Origin of the sequence: Photorhabdus sp. S10-54, from assembly GCF_963878145.1 — a bacterium.
GTDB classification, from domain to species: domain Bacteria; phylum Pseudomonadota; class Gammaproteobacteria; order Enterobacterales; family Enterobacteriaceae; genus Photorhabdus; species Photorhabdus kayaii.
The window spans coordinates 14447-31911 of the sequence record NZ_CAWNXG010000022.1 but is presented as its reverse complement, the minus strand read 5'-3'; the positions used below and the strand labels follow the sequence as shown (position 1 = coordinate 31911).

The window sequence follows — 17465 nt, the reverse complement described above, 5'->3', positions numbered from 1 at the left end:
TAAAAGCGAATTTCTGGCAATGGGATGAAGAATAAACGTACCCCTTTTCGTGATTATACGGCTGAATCAGCCCTATTTGCTCGCCGCGCATTAGTGGCATTTATTATCATCCTGGTACTGACTGGTATCCTGATTGCCAATCTTTACCATTTACAAATCACCCGCCACGAAGACTATCAAACCCGTTCAAACGAAAACCGTATTAAACTGGTTCCAATTGCGCCAAGCCGCGGGATCATTTATGACCGCAACGGTACGCCATTGGCACTTAATCGAACTATCTATCAGTTAGAAATCATACCTGAAAAGGTAGAACACCTTGAGCAAACGCTGAATGATTTACGTAATGTTATCGATCTGACTGACGAAGATATTGCCAACTTTGAAAAAGAGCGTAAACGCTCGCGCCGCTTTACCTCTATTCCATTGAAAACTTCACTTGATCATATTCAAGTAGCACGCTTTGCCGTTAACCAATATCGTTTCCCTGGTTTTGAAATAAAAGGCTACCAACGCCGCTTCTATCCTTATGGTTCAGCACTGACACATATCATCGGCTATGTTGCTAAAATTAATGATAAAGATGTAGAACGATTGGATAAAGAAGGTATTTTACCTAATTACGCCGCTACCCATGATATCGGCAAACTGGGTATTGAACGCTATTATGAAACTGTTTTACACGGCAAAACGGGTTATGAAGAAGTCGAAGTGAATAACCGAGGCCGGGTGATACGCCAATTACATGAACAACCACCACAGGCCGGACAAGATATTTACCTCACTATCGATCTCGAATTGCAGATTTACATTGAGAAACTCCTCACAACCAGCCGTGCTGCGGTCGTTGTCAGTGATCCACGTAATGGGGAAATCCTGGCACTGGTATCTAACCCAAGCTATGATCCAAACCTATTCGTAAACGGTATCTCCAATAAGAACTACCAGGAGCTATTAAACAATCCTGATAGGCCGCTTATTAATCGTGCTACTCAAGGAATCTATCCTCCAGCTTCGACAGTGAAACCTTTTATTACCGTTGCAGCACTAAGTACAGGCGTTATCAATAAAAATACCACCATTTTTGATCCGGGTTGGTGGCAATTACCGGGTTCAGAAAAACGCTACCGTGACTGGAAACGTTGGGGACACGGTAGTCTCAATGCACATAGAGCCATTGTAGAATCGGCGGATACTTTCTTCTATCAAGTTGCCTATGATATGGGAATTGATCGTCTATCTGAATGGATGACCAAGTTTGGCTATGGCGAATATACTGGAATCGACCTAGCCGAAGAACGCACCGGTATCATGCCTACCCGCGAATGGAAACAAAGAAAATATAAAAAACCTTGGTATCAAGGAGATACCATTCCTGTGGGTATCGGCCAGGGATATTGGACAGCAACCCCCATTCAAATGGTAAAAGCGCTGATAACCTTAATTAACGACGGTAATGTAAAAACACCACATCTTCTGCTAAGCAAGAAGCTGAAAGGTGAGATGATCCCTTATCAACAAATAGAAAATATTCAGATCGGTGATATCCATTCAGGATATTGGGAATTGGCAAAAAGCGGCATGTACGGTGTTGCTAACCTGCCAAACGGTACCGGCCACAAAAGTTTTATCGGTACGCCTTATAAAGCAGCGATCAAATCGGGAACAGCACAGGTCTACAGTTATGAAACCTACAATGCCAGTAAAATTGCTGAGCATTTACGGGATCATAAGCTGATGATCGCTTTCGCTCCTTATGAAAATCCGACAGTAGCCCTTTCCATTATTTTAGAGAATGGTGGTGCAGGCCCAGCAGTGGGGACTCTTGTTCGCCAAATCCTCGACCATGTACTATTAGGGGATAACAACACAACATTGCCGAATGCTGTCCCTACACCTCACGGAACAGAAAGTGACTGATTAACACCATGACAGAAAACCAAAAAAGGGTTCCTCTCTGGACCAGATTACATATCGACCTACCATTACTCCTGTGCATTTTGGCATTGCTGATATACAGCGCTTTTGTTATGTGGAGTGCCAGTGGTCAAGATATGGGTATGATGGAGCGCAAAATTAGCCAAATTGGTGCTGGGCTGGTTGTCATGCTCATCATGGCGCAAATTCCACCAAGAGTTTATGAAAGCTGGGCGCCCCATCTCTATATTGTTTGTGTCATTTTACTGATTTTTGTCGATGCTTTCGGGCAAATAAGTAAAGGTGCCCAACGCTGGCTGGATTTAGGAATCATCCGCTTCCAACCTTCTGAAATTGCCAAAATAGCCGTACCACTGATGATCGCACGCTTTATGAACCGCGATTTATGTCCCCCATCACTGAAAAATACGACTATCGCTCTGATGCTTATTTTTCTGCCTACTTTACTGGTTGCCGCTCAGCCAGACTTGGGGACTTCAATTCTGATCGCGGCTTCTGGCCTGTTTGTCTTGTTCCTTTCGGGCATGAGTTGGCGGTTGATCGGTATCGCAGCTCTACTGTTAACCAGCTTTATCCCCATCTTGTGGTTCTTCCTGATGCATGGCTATCAGCGCGATCGCGTCATGATGCTACTTGATCCAGAAAGCGATCCACTAGGTAAGGGTTACCATATTATTCAATCAAAAATCGCGATTGGCTCCGGTGGTTTATCAGGTAAAGGCTGGCTATTAGGAACACAATCTCAATTGGAATTTCTGCCAGAACGTCATACAGATTTCATATTTGCCGTACTGTCAGAAGAACTTGGTTTGATTGGCGTACTACTGTTATTAACATTATATATGTTATTAATTACTCGTGGGCTGGTTATCGCAACCAGAGCACAGAACACTTTTGGCCGGGTTATGGTTGGCGGCCTAATGTTAATTCTATTTGTTTATATCTTCGTCAATATCGGCATGGTGAGTGGTGTCCTGCCTGTAGTGGGCGTTCCTTTGCCATTTGTCAGTTATGGCGGCTCTGCGTTAATCGTCTTAATGGCGGGTTTCGGCATTATCATGTCGATTCACACACACAGAAAATTGTTGTCCAAAAGTTTATAGAGAAGAGGTTTCAATGCGTCAACACTGGCTTATATTCGGCATGATTGCAGCCCTGCTATCTGGCTGTACTACTCCTGACAAACAAAAACCTGCCCCGTTACCCGTAGTACCAACGCAGGATGTTCTGGGTGCAGAACCTCGTTATGAACCTTATCATCCTAGCGCCAATGATGATTATCAGATGAACGGACATACTTATCACATTGTGCAAGCCCCCTCTCAGTTTAGTGAGACAGGTTATGCTAGTTGGTACGGTGAAGAATCTAGCGGCAAAATGACCGCAATTGGTGAACGTTTTAATCCTTATGCTCTGACAGCCGCCCATCCTACCCTGCCAATTCCAAGTTATGTCCGTGTGACCAATTTGAGCAATGGCCGCATGATGATTGTTAGAGTCAATGACCGTGGTCCTTATAAACCAGGGCGAATTATCGATCTATCGAAGGCTTCCGCTGAACGGTTAAACCTAACTCAAAGTACCAAAGTTAAGGTTGATTTTATTGAGGTTGCCCAGGACGGTTCTGTATCCGGTCCCGGTACCATTGGCAGCCAGATAGTTAAACAGAGTTATGCTCTACCGGATAGACCAACGCTGACAACCAGTCCATTAGGAACACCAACAATGGAGAATATCCCTGATCAGACTAGCAGCCAGCCCTTAACAAATCAGCCGATGAAACTGACGATACAACCGGAAGCGACTGAACAACTCCCCACAATGAAGCTGCAACCACCTAAGCCTGTTACAAACAGTACTTCAATAGTCACAACGCCAACAGCCGCCTCAGAAAATGGTTTTATAGTTCAAGTTGGTGCTGTTAGCAGTGAGCAACGAGCAAAAAAGTGGCAACAAACACTGGCGCAACGCTTTAATGTTCAAGGCCGCGTAACTCAATATAATAACGTTTATCGTGTACAGTTAGGGCCATTCAATAATCGCCAGCAAGCTGCCGATTTACAACAAAAACTGGCTGACCAAATACAGCAATCTTCTTTTATCGTCAGTCCTTAATCGTTCTCTTACTGATATCTCACTTTGATTCAGATATCAGTAAGAGGAGTAAAAAAATGTAAACCTGAGTCTTGTCAAAATTTGGCAATGTCAGTATTTTTTTCATTTGCTATGATGTGGCTCGATATCAATCTTTTCTCACGGATGTTGTCAAACTAACCATGAAATATACAACCACTTCTCGTTTTATAAAAAGCACCACCTTGGGTATTGCGCTGGCAATAAGTGCTTCTGCCTTTGCCAATGGGAATGATGTCAACCTGAAAACGATGATCCCAGGAGTGCCTCAGATTGATGCGGAAGCTTATATCCTTATCGACTATAACTCAGGCAAAGTGCTGGCTGAGATGAATGCAGATGCACGCCGTGATCCTGCCAGTCTGACAAAAATGATGACCAGCTATGTTATTGGTCAAGCAATCAAATCAGGCAAAATCCACCCAAATGATATGGTCACTGTTGGTACTGACGCATGGGCAACCGGTAATCCGGTATTTAAAGGCTCTTCCCTGATGTTCCTCAAGCCAGGCGATCAGGTCTCGGTTTCTATGTTATCCCGCGGTATAAACTTGCAATCCGGTAACGATGCCTGTGTTGCAATGGCAGATTATGTTGCCGGTAGCCAAGAATCTTTCGTTAATTTAATGAATGGTTATGTGAAATCGCTTGGATTAAAGAATACGAATTTCAAAACCGCTCATGGCCTGGACGCAGAAGGTCAATACAGCTCTGCCCGTGATATGGCATTGATTGGTCAAGCGCTGATCCGTGATGTTCCTGAAGAGTACACCATCTATAAAGAGAAAGAGTTTACCTACAACAATATCCGCCAGACAAACCGTAATGGCTTATTGTGGGATAAGAGCCTGAATGTCGATGGTATTAAAACCGGTCACACTAGCGCAGCGGGCTATAACCTAGTCGCTTCTGCAACGGAAGGCGATATGCGCCTGATTTCTGCGGTATTAGGAGGCCACACTTATAAAGGCCGTGAAACAGAAAGTAAGAAACTGCTGACCTGGGGTTTCCGTTTCTTTGAAACTGTTGCTCCTCTGAAAGCAAGCAAAGAATTCGCCTCTGAACCAGTCTGGTTTGGAGATAACGATAGGGTTCAATTAGGTGTTGATAAAGATGTTTATCTGACTATTCCCCGTGGTCGTCTGAAAGATCTGAAAGCCAGCTATGTCATGAATAATAGTGAATTACATGCACCACTGGCGAAAAATCAAGTCGTAGGTACTATCAACTTTCAACTTGATGGCAAAACTATTGAACAGCAGCCTTTAGTCGTCATGAATGAAGTAAAAGAAGGCAGCATCTTCGGCCGCTTTATCGATTACATCAAGCTACTATTTCATCATTGGTTTGGCTAATTCTTGAGATAATTAAGCGATAAACAGAGTCCATCAAAGCGAATCGGACTACCGCCCAATCGCAATAAGCATCTCCGCGTTTTAAAGCGGAGGAAAGTATCAAATTTTACAGAAGAAACTGACCGTGCGTATCGCGGAAAGCAAAACAGGAGCGCCCATGAAAACGAAATTAAATGAACTGCTTGAGTTCCCTTGTTCATTCACTTACAAAGTGATGGGCTTGGCGGAGTCTGAGCTAGTCAATCAGGTCGTTGAAGTGGTTCAACGTCATGCGCCGGGCGATTACTCTCCACAAGTGAAGCCAAGCAGCAAAGGTAACTACCACTCAGTGTCCATTACTATCAATGCGACTCATATTGAACAAGTAGAAACGCTGTATGAAGAATTAGGTAACCTTGAATTGGTACGGGTAGTATTGTAATACACACTAGAGAAATCCCCTATAATTTCACAGGGGATTCTTTATCTATCAGGAATACTACAGTTTCAGGCGCACTAAACTGGTGAGAAGCTCTTCTGAGGGTTATACTGACCAAATCTTATAGCTATCAAATGAAGTTTCAATTGCAACATAAAACGATTTTCTTACGTCAATTAGGAATACAACCCTACGAGCCGATTTCTGATGCAATGCACTTGTTTACTGAGCAGCGAGATACTAATACACCTGATGAAATCTGGCTGGTACAGCATCCAAAAGTCTTTACTCAAGGACAAGCAGGTAAAGCTGAGCATTTGCTGTCCCTCGGTGATATTCCGGTTATTCAATCCGATCGTGGTGGACAAGTCACCTATCATGGCCCTGGTCAGCAGGTTATGTATGTCATGATTGACATTAAACGCGCCAAAATTGGTGTACGGCAACTGGTTACGGCGATAGAGGATACTGTCATTAAAACCCTTGCTCACTTTGGTGTGAAAGCCCATGCCCGCCCGGATGCCCCTGGTGTCTACGTCAATGAAGCAAAAATTTGCTCTCTTGGATTACGGATACGTAAAGGTTGTTCTTTCCACGGACTAGCCCTCAATATCGCAATGGATTTAGAACCCTTCCTGCGTATTAACCCTTGTGGCTATGCCGGCATGAAAATGATTCAACTCAGTGACTTAGTTCCTGGAATTACTGTTGAACAAGTACAACCTGTTTTGGTAGAGAAATTTTGCCAGCAGTTAGGATTTAAACTGAACAGTTAAAGATGCTATAATTTTTTAACATTTTTCAAAAATTTTTTAATTATTTATCATACAGTAGACTGAATGATAAATCTCAACCTGATGAATTTAACACTGGAACCAGCACGATTATGAGTAAACCAATTCAGATGGAACGCGGAGTTAAGTACCGCGACGCAGACAAAATGGCGCTGATCCCTGTCAAAACAGTGATGACCGAACGTACAGAAATCTTGCGTAAACCTGAGTGGATGAAAATCAAACTTCCTGCGGATTCCAGCCGCATTCAGGGCATCAAATCTGCCATGCGCAAAAATGGTCTGCATTCCGTTTGTGAAGAAGCGTCTTGCCCTAACCTGGCAGAATGCTTCAATCACGGTACAGCAACCTTTATGATCCTTGGCGCAATTTGCACCCGCCGTTGCCCTTTCTGTGATGTTGCGCACGGCCGCCCAATGGCACCTGACACCAATGAACCCGTAAAACTGGCACAAACCATTAAAGACATGGCACTGCGCTACGTTGTCATCACCTCCGTTGACCGTGATGATCTACGTGACGGTGGTGCTCAGCACTTTGCTGACTGCATCTCTGCTATTCGTGAAAAAAATCCATCCATTAAGATTGAAACCTTAGTTCCTGACTTCCGTGGACGTATGGATCGTGCACTTGAAATACTGACAGCGACACCGCCCGATGTCTTTAACCATAATCTGGAAAACGTCCCCCGGGTTTACCGTCAGGTGCGCCCTGGTGCAAACTATGAGTGGTCATTAAAATTACTTGAAAAGTTCAAAGAAGCCCATCCTGATATTCCAACCAAATCGGGTCTGATGGTCGGTCTTGGTGAAACCAACGAAGAAATTCTTGATGTTATGCGTGATCTGCGCCGCCACGGTGTGACTATGCTGACTCTGGGACAATATCTACAACCTAGTCGTCATCATTTACCGGTACAGCGCTACGTCAGCCCACAGGAATTTGATGAAATGAAAGAAGAAGCGTTAGCTATGGGGTTCACCCATGCCGCCTGTGGTCCATTTGTCCGTTCTTCTTATCATGCTGACTTACAAGCCAAAGGTGAAGAGGTCAAATAACCCAGTATCTTAGTGCCTATCCAAATAGGCGTAATTGTTGCAGGCAGTTTGAACACGGACAGCGCGGAAAAACCGGAGCGTACACGTAGTACGTGAGGATTTTGAGCACTGCCCAGGTTCAAAATGGCAAATAAAATAGCCCTATTGGATAGGCAGTTATTATGACTAATATTATTCTGGCTGTATTTATCGGAGGTGGCTTAGGCAGCGTATTACGTTGGTTTATCAGCCTCCGTCTTAATAATATTTCTTCTAATATCGCGATTGGCACCCTTACCGTTAACTGTATTGGCGCATTAATTATCGGACTAGGGTTAGCCTATTTTAATAAATCTACACATCTTGATCCGGCTTGGAAATTGATATTGACCACCGGTTTTTGCGGAGGTTTAACAACCTTTTCTACATTCTCTGTTGAAGTTGCTTATTTGTTACTGGACGGGAAACTAGGATGGGCACTGGGAACAGTTTTGCTTAATCTTTTTGGATCATTACTGATGACCATGTTAGCTTTCGTATTGATGCATGAACTTTAAATTAAAATTACCTACATATCATACAGGCCTCATACAAGCCAAAAAAAACCCGTTGTAATAACGGGTTTTCGAAATATGGAGTTAAAATCAGATAGCGACAACGTTTGCAGCAGATGGACCTTTAGCGCCGTCAGTGATTTCAAACTCTACTTTTTGACCTTCTGCCAAAGTTTTAAATCCGTTACTCTGAATAGCAGAGAAATGCACGAATACGTCTTTACTACCATCTTCTGGAGTGATAAACCCGAATCCTTTAGATTCATTAAACCACTTAACGTTACCTTTAATTTTTGACATCAAACTTACCTTTAACGTGAAAATTAAGACACAAAATCTGCGTCGCATACAGTACAACAAATAAGTTGGCTCACTGTCTACAACCAAGATCACGAAAAGCATAATAAAATACGATAGATCTTATCTTTATTTAGTTTTACTACTAAATAATACACATATATACCCTATGGATTTCAAGATGCATCGCGGCGGCAAGGGAGCGAATCCCCGGAAGCATAGATAACTATGTGACCGGGGTGAGTGAGTGCAGCCAACAAAGAGGCAACTTGAAAGATGACGGGTATATAAATATCTATAATCCTCCCTGGTCTTTTATCACACAAGTTATCTAATAAACAAATGACTAGGTTTTTTCATGTTCTAATAGCCAGCTTTTAATATTCAGGCCACCGGTATATCCCACCAATTTACCATCATGTCCAATAACACGATGACAAGGCACAATTAATGAGATCGGATTACGAGAATTAGCCATTCCTACCGCACGACAATAATTAACTGAACCTAATGCTAATGAAAGTTGCTTATAACTCCACACTTCTCCAAACGGGATCTTACATAACTGTAACCATACACGCTGCTGGAATTCAGTTCCTGCCGGGTTGAGTGGAACGGAAAACTCAGTTCGCTTACCCGCAAAATATCCCCGTAACTCTTTCACGCACTGCTTAGTAATATCATTTTTCACTTCAGGCGCTGTTTTTTCATCAACAAAATATAGACTGGTCACTCCCTTATCATCCGCAGTGATATGAATATACGGTTTAGGAAATCCTTTGGGTGTATCAAAATAGTGATGATACATAACCACCTCCATTGAAAAAAATATCAATCATTATAGAGATTAGAGTAAATCGTCTTTTCGACAAATTGCAATGATGAATTCAGTTGCTCCCTTACCACCGACTAGAAAACTTAAACTTGTCTGAAGGCGAAAAGCCTGCCAACAAACAGAGAATAACCCACATCGTAATTTTAATGATAGTTACTCGATGTAAAATTAACACTATATATAGTGTGGTTGAAATAAAATTTCACTATATATAGTATGATTCAAGTTCTGGCCTTTAGGTAAATTATTACTCATGAACCAAATTTTGCCATTACATGCCCACAAACTGACAAAGGAGTCGTTAATGAGCATTACCATTTATAGCAAACCGGACTGTGTACAATGCAGCGCAACCTATCAGGCGCTAAGCCGAAGAAATATTCCTTATCAGATTGTCGATTTAACCGAAAACCCGCAGGCTTTAGCGACTATCCGTGCTATGGGCTACCAGCAAATTCCTGTGGTTGTAGCAGGTACACAGCATTGGTCAGGATTTCGTCCAGATAAAATCAACGCATTAACCGAGAATTTATAGGTTTATTATGAATATAAATCCGCTGATCTATTTCTCCAGTTCATCCAGTAATAGCCATAGATTTGTTCAGAAACTGGAAATACCAGCCTTTCGTATTCCAATAAATCAATCAGACAGCCCATTAAACGTAACTTCTCCTTACATTTTACTGACCCCCAGTTACGGTGGTGGCAGTACTAAAGGCGCTGTTCCACCACAAGTGATCCGATTTCTCAATATCGCCGAAAACCGGGCATTCATCCGGGGAGTCATCGCGGCCGGGAATACCAACTTTGGCGAAGCTTACGGCATCGCTGGGCGGATAATTTCAGAGAAATGCCGGATACCCCTCCTATACCGTTTTGAACTGTTGGGTACTGAAGAAGATGTACAACGAGTACGCCAAGGTATTCAAAGGTTCTGGCAACATGATTCATTAGAGAATATGTAATTATGACTTTTCAAATTAATGCACAACAGGATTATCATGCTTTAAATGCCTTGCTCAATCTATACGATAGTGAAGAAAAGATTCAATTTGACAAAGACAAACTGGCTATTCATTATTATTTTCGCCAGCATGTAAATCCAAACACACTATTTTTCCATAGCCTAAAAGAGAAACTGGATTTCCTCCAACAAGAGGGATATTACGAAACAAACGTGCTGGAGCAATACGATTTTACTTTTATTAAAAAGCTCTTTCAGCAAGCCTATAGCAAAAAATTCCGCTTTCAAACCTTTCTGGGCGCATTCAAATATTACACCAGTTATACTCTGAAAACCTTCGATAATAAACGTTATCTAGAACGCTATGAAGATCGGATATGCATGGTAGCACTGACCCTAGCCCAAGGCGATCAAGTGCTGGCTTGTCGTCTAGTGGATGAGATGATCAGTGGCCGTTTTCAACCAGCAACGCCAACTTTTCTTAATTGCGGTAAGAAACAGCGAGGAGAATTGGTTTCCTGTTTCCTGCTACGCATTGAAGATAATATGGAATCCATCGGACGTTCAGTTAATTCAGCCTTACAGCTTTCAAAACGTGGCGGAGGGGTCGCATTCTTACTCAGTAATCTACGGGAAACAGGTGCACCGATAAAAATGATTCAAAATCAATCATCAGGTGTTATCCCAGTGATGAAAATGCTGGAAGATGCGTTTTCATACGCCAATCAACTCGGTGCACGCCAAGGTGCAGGGGCCGTTTATCTCCATGCTCATCATCCCGATATTCTTCGTTTTCTGGATACAAAACGGGAAAATACCGACGAAAAAATCCGTATAAAAACACTCTCTATTGGCGTCGTTATTCCTGATATCACTTTTAAGCTGGCTAAACATAATGAAGATATGTATCTATTCTCCCCTTATGATATTCAGCGGATTTATGGTGTGCCAATGTCCGAAATTAGCATGACAGAAAAATATACTGAAATGGTAAATAACCAACAAATTCAGAAATCAAAAATCAATGCTCGTGAATTTTTCATGACGTTAGCTGAGCTTCAATTCGAATCTGGTTATCCCTATATTATGTATGAAGACACGGTGAATAATGCTAATCCGATTAAAGGTCGGATTAATATGAGTAATTTATGTTCCGAAATTTTACAGGTTAACAGTGCCAGCGAATATGAAGAGGATTTAAGTTACCACCATATTGGGAAAGATATTAGTTGTAATCTGGGATCAATGAATATTGCTCATACAATGGATTCACCTGATTTTACCCTCTCTATTGAAACAGCTATCCGTGCTTTAACCGCGGTATCAGATATGAGCCATATCCGTTCAGTTCCTTCTATCGAAAAAGGAAATCAGGATTCCCATGCCATTGGTTTGGGGCAAATGAATCTTCACGGCTATCTGGCAAGAGAAAAAATTCATTATGGTTCTGAAGAGGGAATAGATTTCACCAATATCTATTTCTATATCGTCACTTATCACGCTCTGCGTACTTCCAATCAGATCGCCATTGAACGCAATAGCTACTTTAAAGGCTTTAAAGATTCTCGTTATGCCAGTGGTGAATTTTTCAATAAATATACAGAAAGAGCATGGCAACCTCAGACAAAAAAGGTCTCTCAATTGTTTGAACAAGCAGGAATAACCATTCCTAATCAACAAGACTGGCTTGAATTAAAAGCCTCAATTATGACTCATGGTATTTACAATCAAAATCTCCAAGCTATTGCTCCTACAGGTTCTATTTCATATATCAACAATTCAACCTCAAGCATTCACCCGATTGTATCCCGTATTGAGATCCGTAAAGATGGCAAAACAGGACGGGTATATTATCCAGCGCCATTTATGACGAATAATAATCTTGAATATTACCAAGATGCTTACGAAATAGGACCGGAAAAGATTATTGATACTTATGCTACAGCCACTCAACACGTCGACCAAGGATTATCCATGACACTTTTCTTCAAAGACGATGCCTCTACCCGTGATATTAACAAAGCCCAAATTTATGCCTGGCGTAAAGGAATTAAAACACTTTATTACATCCGTCTGAAACAAACTGCTCTGGAAGGTACGGAAGTACAAGATTGTGTTTCATGCTCACTATAAAATAATTCTGGAAATGTATTATGATCAGTAATCCTATACGCGCAATTAACTGGAATCGAATTGAAGATGACAAAGATCTAGAAGTTTGGAACCGACTGACAACTAATTTTTGGTTACCGGAAAAAATCCCATTATCCAATGATATTCCTTCATGGAATACACTGACGACAGAAGAAAAAAAGCTGACTATCCGGGTATTCACCGGGCTGACACTACTGGACACAATTCAGAACACTGTTGGTGCTCCAGCGTTAATGGAAGATGCCCTGACACCCCACGAAGAAGCAGTTATGTCCAACATTAGTTTCATGGAAGCTGTTCATGCACGTTCTTATAGCTCCATTTTTTCAACATTATGCCTAACAACTGATGTGGATGATGCCTATCGCTGGAGTGAAAAGAATTTTTCATTACAGAATAAAGCCAAAATTATACTAAATTATTATAGTTATCATCATCCATTAAAGAAAAAAATCGCCAGTGTTTTTCTAGAATCATTTTTATTCTATTCAGGTTTCTATTTACCTATGTATTGGTCAAGTCGAGGAATATTAACAAATACAGCCGATTTAATCCGACTTATTATCCGAGATGAAGCCATTCACGGTTATTATATTGGATATAAATTTCAACAATCATTAAAAAAATATTCAACATTAGAGCAAAAAGAGATTAAAGAATTCACTTTTTCATTATTATTAGAATTATACGAAAATGAAATCAAATATACAGAAGAACTTTATGATATTGTTGGCTGGAGTGAAGATGTTAAAAAATTCTTGCATTATAATGCCAATAAAGCATTAATGAATCTTGGCTATGAAACCTTATTTCCGCCAGAAATGACAAATGTCAGCCCTACAATCCTCTCTGCATTATCACCGAATGCCAATGAAAACCATGATTTCTTTTCTGGTTCAGGTTCATCATATGTTATCGGTAAAGCAGTGAATACTGAGGATGAGGATTGGAATTTCTAAAGAGAATGATTTTATTTTATATAGAATACTTCAAAATAACCATAATACTCTAATATTTTAAAAACCAATATTATTAATCCTGTTTTTCTAACGATAAAATGCCATAAAATCCTTATATTTTTATGGCGTTTTTTCATGACTATTGCCATTTCTATGGATATTTTTTGCCATAAACAGCCGTTCATCTCATGCTAAACGGCAAAAAACATTAATATAGCTAATTAATTGTAAATAAAATTTCATTCCAATAAGATATAATCAACATTATAAACTAATGACCGATTCTATTTACAACATGGTGAATAATTTATTTGATGATTAAATAAAAAAATACATTAATAACAGCAACATAAATATGATTCATCCTTTTAATAACAGCATGAATTTAGCAAAATTAACTGCTAATAACAATGAAATAACTACAAATATATCTAATTTAAGTCATTCAATATCACTATTTTTACATTAATTATCATTAACATAGGGTTGTCAGGCTCTCTCAGTATGTTAGGGTATATATATTCAAAGAATCATGCAGAGATGAGTGATGCTTAACACCATTAAATAACCATTGAAAGGAAAGTAACTATTTCATGGCAATTAAACTTGAAGTTAAAAACCTCTATAAGATATTTGGCGATCATTCAGAATATGCTTTCAAATTACTGAATTCAGGTTTGAGCAAAGATCAGATATTTGAAAAGACAGGTATGACTGTTGGTATACAAAATGTCAATCTGACTATTGAAGAAGGCGAAGTATTTGTCATCATGGGATTATCTGGCTCCGGCAAATCCACAATGGTACGCCTTCTCAATCGTCTGATAAAACCGACTCGCGGCCAGGTTTTAATTGATGGTGAAGATATTTCTGAGATTTCAACAACAGCGTTAAGAGAAATTCGCCGTAACAAAATCAGTATGGTTTTCCAATCATTTGCACTGATGCCGCATTTAAACGTACTGGAAAACAGCGCCTTTGGTATGGAACTTGCTGGAATCACCAAACAAGAACGCAATAAAAAAGCGTTGGATGCACTAAAACAGGTAAACCTGGAAAACTATGCACAATCTTATCCAGATGAACTCTCAGGCGGGATGCGTCAGCGTGTAGGGCTTGCCAGAGCATTAGCTAATAACCCAGATATTTTGCTAATGGACGAAGCATTTTCTGCCCTTGATCCATTAATTCGTACAGAAATGCAAGATGAACTGTTAAGCCTGCAAGGCAATCAGCCACGGACTATCGTCTTTATCTCTCATGATTTGGATGAAGCAATGCGTATCGGAGACCGGATTGCCATTATGCAAGACGGTGTTGTTGTGCAGGTCGGGACACCTGATGAAATCTTGAATAATCCAGCGAATAACTATGTGAAAACTTTCTTTCGTGGCGTAGATATCAGCCATGTATTCAGTGCTAAAGACATTGCCCGTCGCCGTCCTGACTCTCTGCTTCATATTGCACCCGGTTTTGGTCCTCTTTCTGCATTGAAAGTCCTCGATGACGAAAACAGAAACTATGGTTACCTGATCGAACGTGGACAAAAATTCGCCGGTATCGTTTCCGTAAATTCATTGGAAAAAGCATTACGGGAAAAAAAACCTATCGAACACGCCATATTGGCGGAAGCAACCTCCGTTGCCGCAGATATGCCCCTCAATGAGCTGATTGCTGTTGTAGCACAATCACCTTGTGCAGTTCCGGTTGTTGGAAATAATGACAAATATATCGGCGTTATTTCCAAAGGGATGCTATTGCAGGCATTAGATAAGGAGACACCAAATGAGTAATCAAAACGAACATCAAACTCAGCCTGTACAGAATTCTGAGGATACCTCCCCCAGCCCTGCTGACAATACAGATCCCTGGAGCAACGAAACCAGTGCTGACAATTCAACAGGTTCTGACTGGCTGGATGCACCCGAAATTACGGTACAGCCTGAACATTTCAATATCATGGACCCATTCCAGCACCCACTTATCCCCTTAGACTCATGGGTAACCCATGCTATTGATTGGATTGTGCTAAATTTTCGTCCCGCATTTCAGGGAATACGCGTCCCCATTGATTTTGTTCTCAGTGGCTTTGAACAATGTCTGACTTCAATACCTGCGCCCATTGCCATCCTATTTTTTGCCCTGATTGCCTGGCAGTTATCAGGCATTGGTATGGGTATTACTGCTCTAATTTCTCTGGTAATTATTGGTGCAATTGGTGCATGGCCGGAATCGATGGTCACTCTATCACTGGCTCTGACATCGCTATTGTTCTGCATTATCGTTGGCTTACCACTCGGTATATGGCTGGCACACAGCAAGAGAGCCGCGAAAATTATCCAACCTCTGCTTGATGCTATGCAAACCACACCAGCATTCGTCTATCTGGTTCCGATTGTCATGCTGTTTGGCATCGGTAACGTGCCTGGAGTTATCGTCACCATTATCTTTGCTCTACCCCCAATTGTCCGTCTGACAATTTTAGGCATCAAACAGGTTCCAGCAGATCTGATAGAAGCAGCCGAATCTTTCGGCGCCAGCCCTCGTCAGATGCTGTTTAAAGTTCAATTACCACTGGCTATGCCAACCATTATGGCCGGTGTCAACCAAACCCTGATGCTAGCCCTATCAATGGTCGTTATTGCATCAATGATTGCCGTTGGTGGTTTAGGCCAAATGGTTTTGCGAGGTATTGGGCGTCTCGATATGGGGCTTGCTACAGTAGGTGGGGTCGGGATTGTTATTCTTGCGATTCTCCTTGACCGCCTAACACAGTCTCTTGGTTGCAGCAACCGGGCTAAAGGCGTAAATCGCTGGTATGCCACTGGCCCAATTGGATTAATTACCCGTTTATTTAGCCAAAAAGCATAACCTTCCAAAACACCTATCAAACCACAATTGTTTGATAAACACATGATGACTGCAACAGGAGGAAAAACCATGCGCAAAATAGTTATCTGGGCTATATCCCTATCATCACTGATAAGTTCTCAATTATTCGCTGTCGAATTACCGGGTAAAGGTATCAGTGTACAACCCATACAAAGCACCCTTAGCGAAGAAACATTCCAGACGTTGATCGTCAGTAAGGCATTGGAAAAACTTGGTTATGATATCAAACCCATCAAAGAAGTGGACTACAACGTCGCCTATTCCTCTATTGCTTCTGGTGACGCAACCTTTATGGCCGTAAGTTGGGAACCACTGCACAACACCCAATATCAGGCAGCAGGTGGGAATGCCAAATTTTACCGTGTTGGTAACTACGTAGAAAATGCAGCACAAGGCTACTTGATCGATAAAAAAACAGCGGAAAAATACAACATCACGAATATTGCTCAATTAAAAGATCCGAAAATAGCCAAATTATTTGATACCAACGATAACGGCAAAGCTGATTTAACTGGCTGTAATCCCGGTTGGGGCTGTGAAATCGCCATTAATCATCACCTTAAAGCCTATGGTTTAAACAATAGCGTTGAGCATAATCAAGGTAACTATGCGGCCATGATGGCAGATACTATTACCCGCTATAAAGAAGGCAAACCCATCTTATATTACACATGGACACCTTATTGGGTTAGTGACGTGCTGAAACCAGGTAAAGATGTTGTCTGGCTGCAAGTTCCTTTCTCCGCTATGCCTAATGATGAGAAAATAGAAACGAAATTGCCAAATGGCGCTAATTATGGTTTCCCACCAAGTATTATGCATATTGCTGCCAATAAAAAATGGGCAGAAGACAACCCAACCGCCGCTAAGTTATTTTCTATCATGAAAATGCCTCTTGCAGATATCAATGCCCAAAACTTGCGGATGCATAATGGTGAGGCATCACAAGCGGATATTGAACGTCACGCCAACGGTTGGATTAAGGCTCATCAGAAATTGTTTGATAGTTGGGTTAAAACTGCCGTTGAAGCCGCCGGGAAAAAGTAATATTTAAAGCATCACAGTGAATTGATATAAGACAATTCACTGTTTTTTTACTACTATTTTTTTCTTACTCAAAATTCTTATTAAATTT

General features: G+C 41.2%; 17 protein-coding genes. 15 read left to right on the top strand and 2 right to left on the bottom strand.

The annotated features are described in order from the left end of the window. Positions 1-24: 24 nt before the first annotated feature. From mrdA to crcB, 8 genes are all read left to right on the top strand, one after another. Positions 25-1920 (top strand): peptidoglycan DD-transpeptidase MrdA, encoded by a 1896-nt coding sequence (gene mrdA / locus AACQ83_RS13490; RefSeq protein ID WP_112878073.1) that lies wholly within the window; start codon positions 25-27, stop codon positions 1918-1920. An 8-nt stretch (positions 1921-1928) separates the two neighbouring features. Then, the gene (mrdB, locus tag AACQ83_RS13485) at positions 1929-3041 is read left to right on the top strand and encodes a peptidoglycan glycosyltransferase MrdB (RefSeq protein ID WP_112878072.1); all 1113 of its coding nucleotides are present in this window, start codon (positions 1929-1931) and stop codon (positions 3039-3041) included. Positions 3042-3054: 13 nt separating this feature from the next. Continuing rightward, the gene (rlpA, locus tag AACQ83_RS13480) at positions 3055-4053 is read left to right on the top strand and encodes an endolytic peptidoglycan transglycosylase RlpA (protein WP_112878071.1); all 999 of its coding nucleotides are present in this window, start codon (positions 3055-3057) and stop codon (positions 4051-4053) included. A gap of 161 nt (positions 4054-4214) precedes the next feature. Further along, positions 4215-5426, top strand: a complete 1212-nt coding sequence (dacA, locus tag AACQ83_RS13475) for a D-alanyl-D-alanine carboxypeptidase DacA (protein ID WP_112878110.1) — start codon at positions 4215-4217, stop codon at positions 5424-5426. A 157-nt stretch (positions 5427-5583) separates the two neighbouring features. After that, positions 5584-5847 (top strand): DUF493 family protein YbeD, encoded by a 264-nt coding sequence (gene ybeD / locus AACQ83_RS13470; RefSeq protein WP_112878070.1) that lies wholly within the window; start codon positions 5584-5586, stop codon positions 5845-5847. 131 nt (positions 5848-5978) lie between these two features. Beyond that, positions 5979-6620: a lipoyl(octanoyl) transferase LipB gene (gene lipB, locus AACQ83_RS13465; protein ID WP_112878069.1), complete on the top strand. Its 642-nt coding sequence runs from the start codon at positions 5979-5981 to the stop codon at positions 6618-6620. Between the two features lie 110 nt (positions 6621-6730). After that, positions 6731-7696, top strand: coding sequence for a lipoyl synthase (gene lipA, locus AACQ83_RS13460; protein ID WP_011145615.1), 966 nt, complete (start codon positions 6731-6733; stop codon positions 7694-7696). A gap of 161 nt (positions 7697-7857) precedes the next feature. Further along, on the top strand, positions 7858-8232 hold the full coding sequence (crcB, locus tag AACQ83_RS13455; protein ID WP_112878068.1) for a fluoride efflux transporter CrcB: 375 nt from the start codon (positions 7858-7860) through the stop codon (positions 8230-8232). Positions 8233-8319: 87 nt separating this feature from the next. Here crcB and cspE read toward each other — a convergent pair whose 3' ends face one another. Next, positions 8320-8529, bottom strand: coding sequence for a transcription antiterminator/RNA stability regulator CspE (cspE, locus tag AACQ83_RS13450; RefSeq protein WP_146747419.1), 210 nt, complete (start codon positions 8527-8529; stop codon positions 8320-8322). Positions 8530-8872: 343 nt separating this feature from the next. Next, complete coding sequence (locus AACQ83_RS13445; RefSeq protein WP_011145612.1) at positions 8873-9334, bottom strand: methylated-DNA--[protein]-cysteine S-methyltransferase; 462 nt, start codon at positions 9332-9334, stop codon at positions 8873-8875. 331 nt (positions 9335-9665) lie between these two features. On the opposite strand from AACQ83_RS13445, the gene nrdH reads away from it, so the two are divergent. From nrdH to proX, 7 genes are all read left to right on the top strand, one after another. Next, positions 9666-9896 carry a glutaredoxin-like protein NrdH gene (gene nrdH, locus AACQ83_RS13440; protein WP_112878067.1) on the top strand — a complete coding sequence of 77 codons (231 nt, stop codon included), beginning with the start codon at positions 9666-9668 and terminating at the stop codon, positions 9894-9896. A gap of 13 nt (positions 9897-9909) precedes the next feature. Continuing rightward, positions 9910-10326, top strand: a complete 417-nt coding sequence (gene nrdI, locus AACQ83_RS13435; RefSeq protein WP_162107608.1) for a class Ib ribonucleoside-diphosphate reductase assembly flavoprotein NrdI — start codon at positions 9910-9912, stop codon at positions 10324-10326. 2 nt (positions 10327-10328) lie between these two features. After that, positions 10329-12458 (top strand): class 1b ribonucleoside-diphosphate reductase subunit alpha, encoded by a 2130-nt coding sequence (nrdE, locus tag AACQ83_RS13430; protein WP_112878066.1) that lies wholly within the window; start codon positions 10329-10331, stop codon positions 12456-12458. Positions 12459-12478: 20 nt separating this feature from the next. After that, entirely contained in the window at positions 12479-13438 is a 960-nt protein-coding gene (nrdF, locus tag AACQ83_RS13425) for a class 1b ribonucleoside-diphosphate reductase subunit beta (protein WP_112878065.1), read from the top strand. 593 nt (positions 13439-14031) lie between these two features. Next, the gene (gene proV / locus AACQ83_RS13420) at positions 14032-15231 is read left to right on the top strand and encodes a glycine betaine/L-proline ABC transporter ATP-binding protein ProV (protein WP_112878064.1); all 1200 of its coding nucleotides are present in this window, start codon (positions 14032-14034) and stop codon (positions 15229-15231) included. Beyond that, positions 15224-16309 carry a glycine betaine/L-proline ABC transporter permease ProW gene (proW, locus tag AACQ83_RS13415; RefSeq protein WP_112878063.1) on the top strand — a complete coding sequence of 362 codons (1086 nt, stop codon included), beginning with the start codon at positions 15224-15226 and terminating at the stop codon, positions 16307-16309. The genes proV and proW overlap by 8 nt, the downstream gene beginning before the upstream one ends. A gap of 69 nt (positions 16310-16378) precedes the next feature. Next, positions 16379-17377 (top strand): glycine betaine/L-proline ABC transporter substrate-binding protein ProX, encoded by a 999-nt coding sequence (proX, locus tag AACQ83_RS13410; protein ID WP_112878062.1) that lies wholly within the window; start codon positions 16379-16381, stop codon positions 17375-17377. Positions 17378-17465: the final 88 nt, after the last annotated feature.

Bases quoted from the DNA above. Each gene is read 5' to 3' on its own strand.
- AACQ83_RS13445 (WP_011145612.1), bottom strand. From the start codon at position 9,334: ATGTATCATCACTATTTTGATACACCCAAAGGATTTCCTAAACCGTAT.
- proV (WP_112878064.1), top strand. From the start codon at position 14,032: ATGGCAATTAAACTTGAAGTTAAAAACCTCTATAAGATATTTGGCGAT.
- lipB (WP_112878069.1), top strand. From the start codon at position 5,979: ATGAAGTTTCAATTGCAACATAAAACGATTTTCTTACGTCAATTAGGA.
- mrdA (WP_112878073.1), top strand. From the start codon at position 25: ATGAAGAATAAACGTACCCCTTTTCGTGATTATACGGCTGAATCAGCC.
- dacA (WP_112878110.1), top strand. From the start codon at position 4,215: ATGAAATATACAACCACTTCTCGTTTTATAAAAAGCACCACCTTGGGT.
- nrdH (WP_112878067.1), top strand. From the start codon at position 9,666: ATGAGCATTACCATTTATAGCAAACCGGACTGTGTACAATGCAGCGCA.
- proW (WP_112878063.1), top strand. From the start codon at position 15,224: ATGAGTAATCAAAACGAACATCAAACTCAGCCTGTACAGAATTCTGAG.
- cspE (WP_146747419.1), bottom strand. From the start codon at position 8,529: ATGTCAAAAATTAAAGGTAACGTTAAGTGGTTTAATGAATCTAAAGGA.
- proX (WP_112878062.1), top strand. From the start codon at position 16,379: ATGCGCAAAATAGTTATCTGGGCTATATCCCTATCATCACTGATAAGT.
- mrdB (WP_112878072.1), top strand. From the start codon at position 1,929: ATGACAGAAAACCAAAAAAGGGTTCCTCTCTGGACCAGATTACATATC.
- lipA (WP_011145615.1), top strand. From the start codon at position 6,731: ATGAGTAAACCAATTCAGATGGAACGCGGAGTTAAGTACCGCGACGCA.
- rlpA (WP_112878071.1), top strand. From the start codon at position 3,055: ATGCGTCAACACTGGCTTATATTCGGCATGATTGCAGCCCTGCTATCT.
- nrdF (WP_112878065.1), top strand. From the start codon at position 12,479: ATGATCAGTAATCCTATACGCGCAATTAACTGGAATCGAATTGAAGAT.
- crcB (WP_112878068.1), top strand. From the start codon at position 7,858: ATGACTAATATTATTCTGGCTGTATTTATCGGAGGTGGCTTAGGCAGC.
- ybeD (WP_112878070.1), top strand. From the start codon at position 5,584: ATGAAAACGAAATTAAATGAACTGCTTGAGTTCCCTTGTTCATTCACT.
- nrdE (WP_112878066.1), top strand. From the start codon at position 10,329: ATGACTTTTCAAATTAATGCACAACAGGATTATCATGCTTTAAATGCC.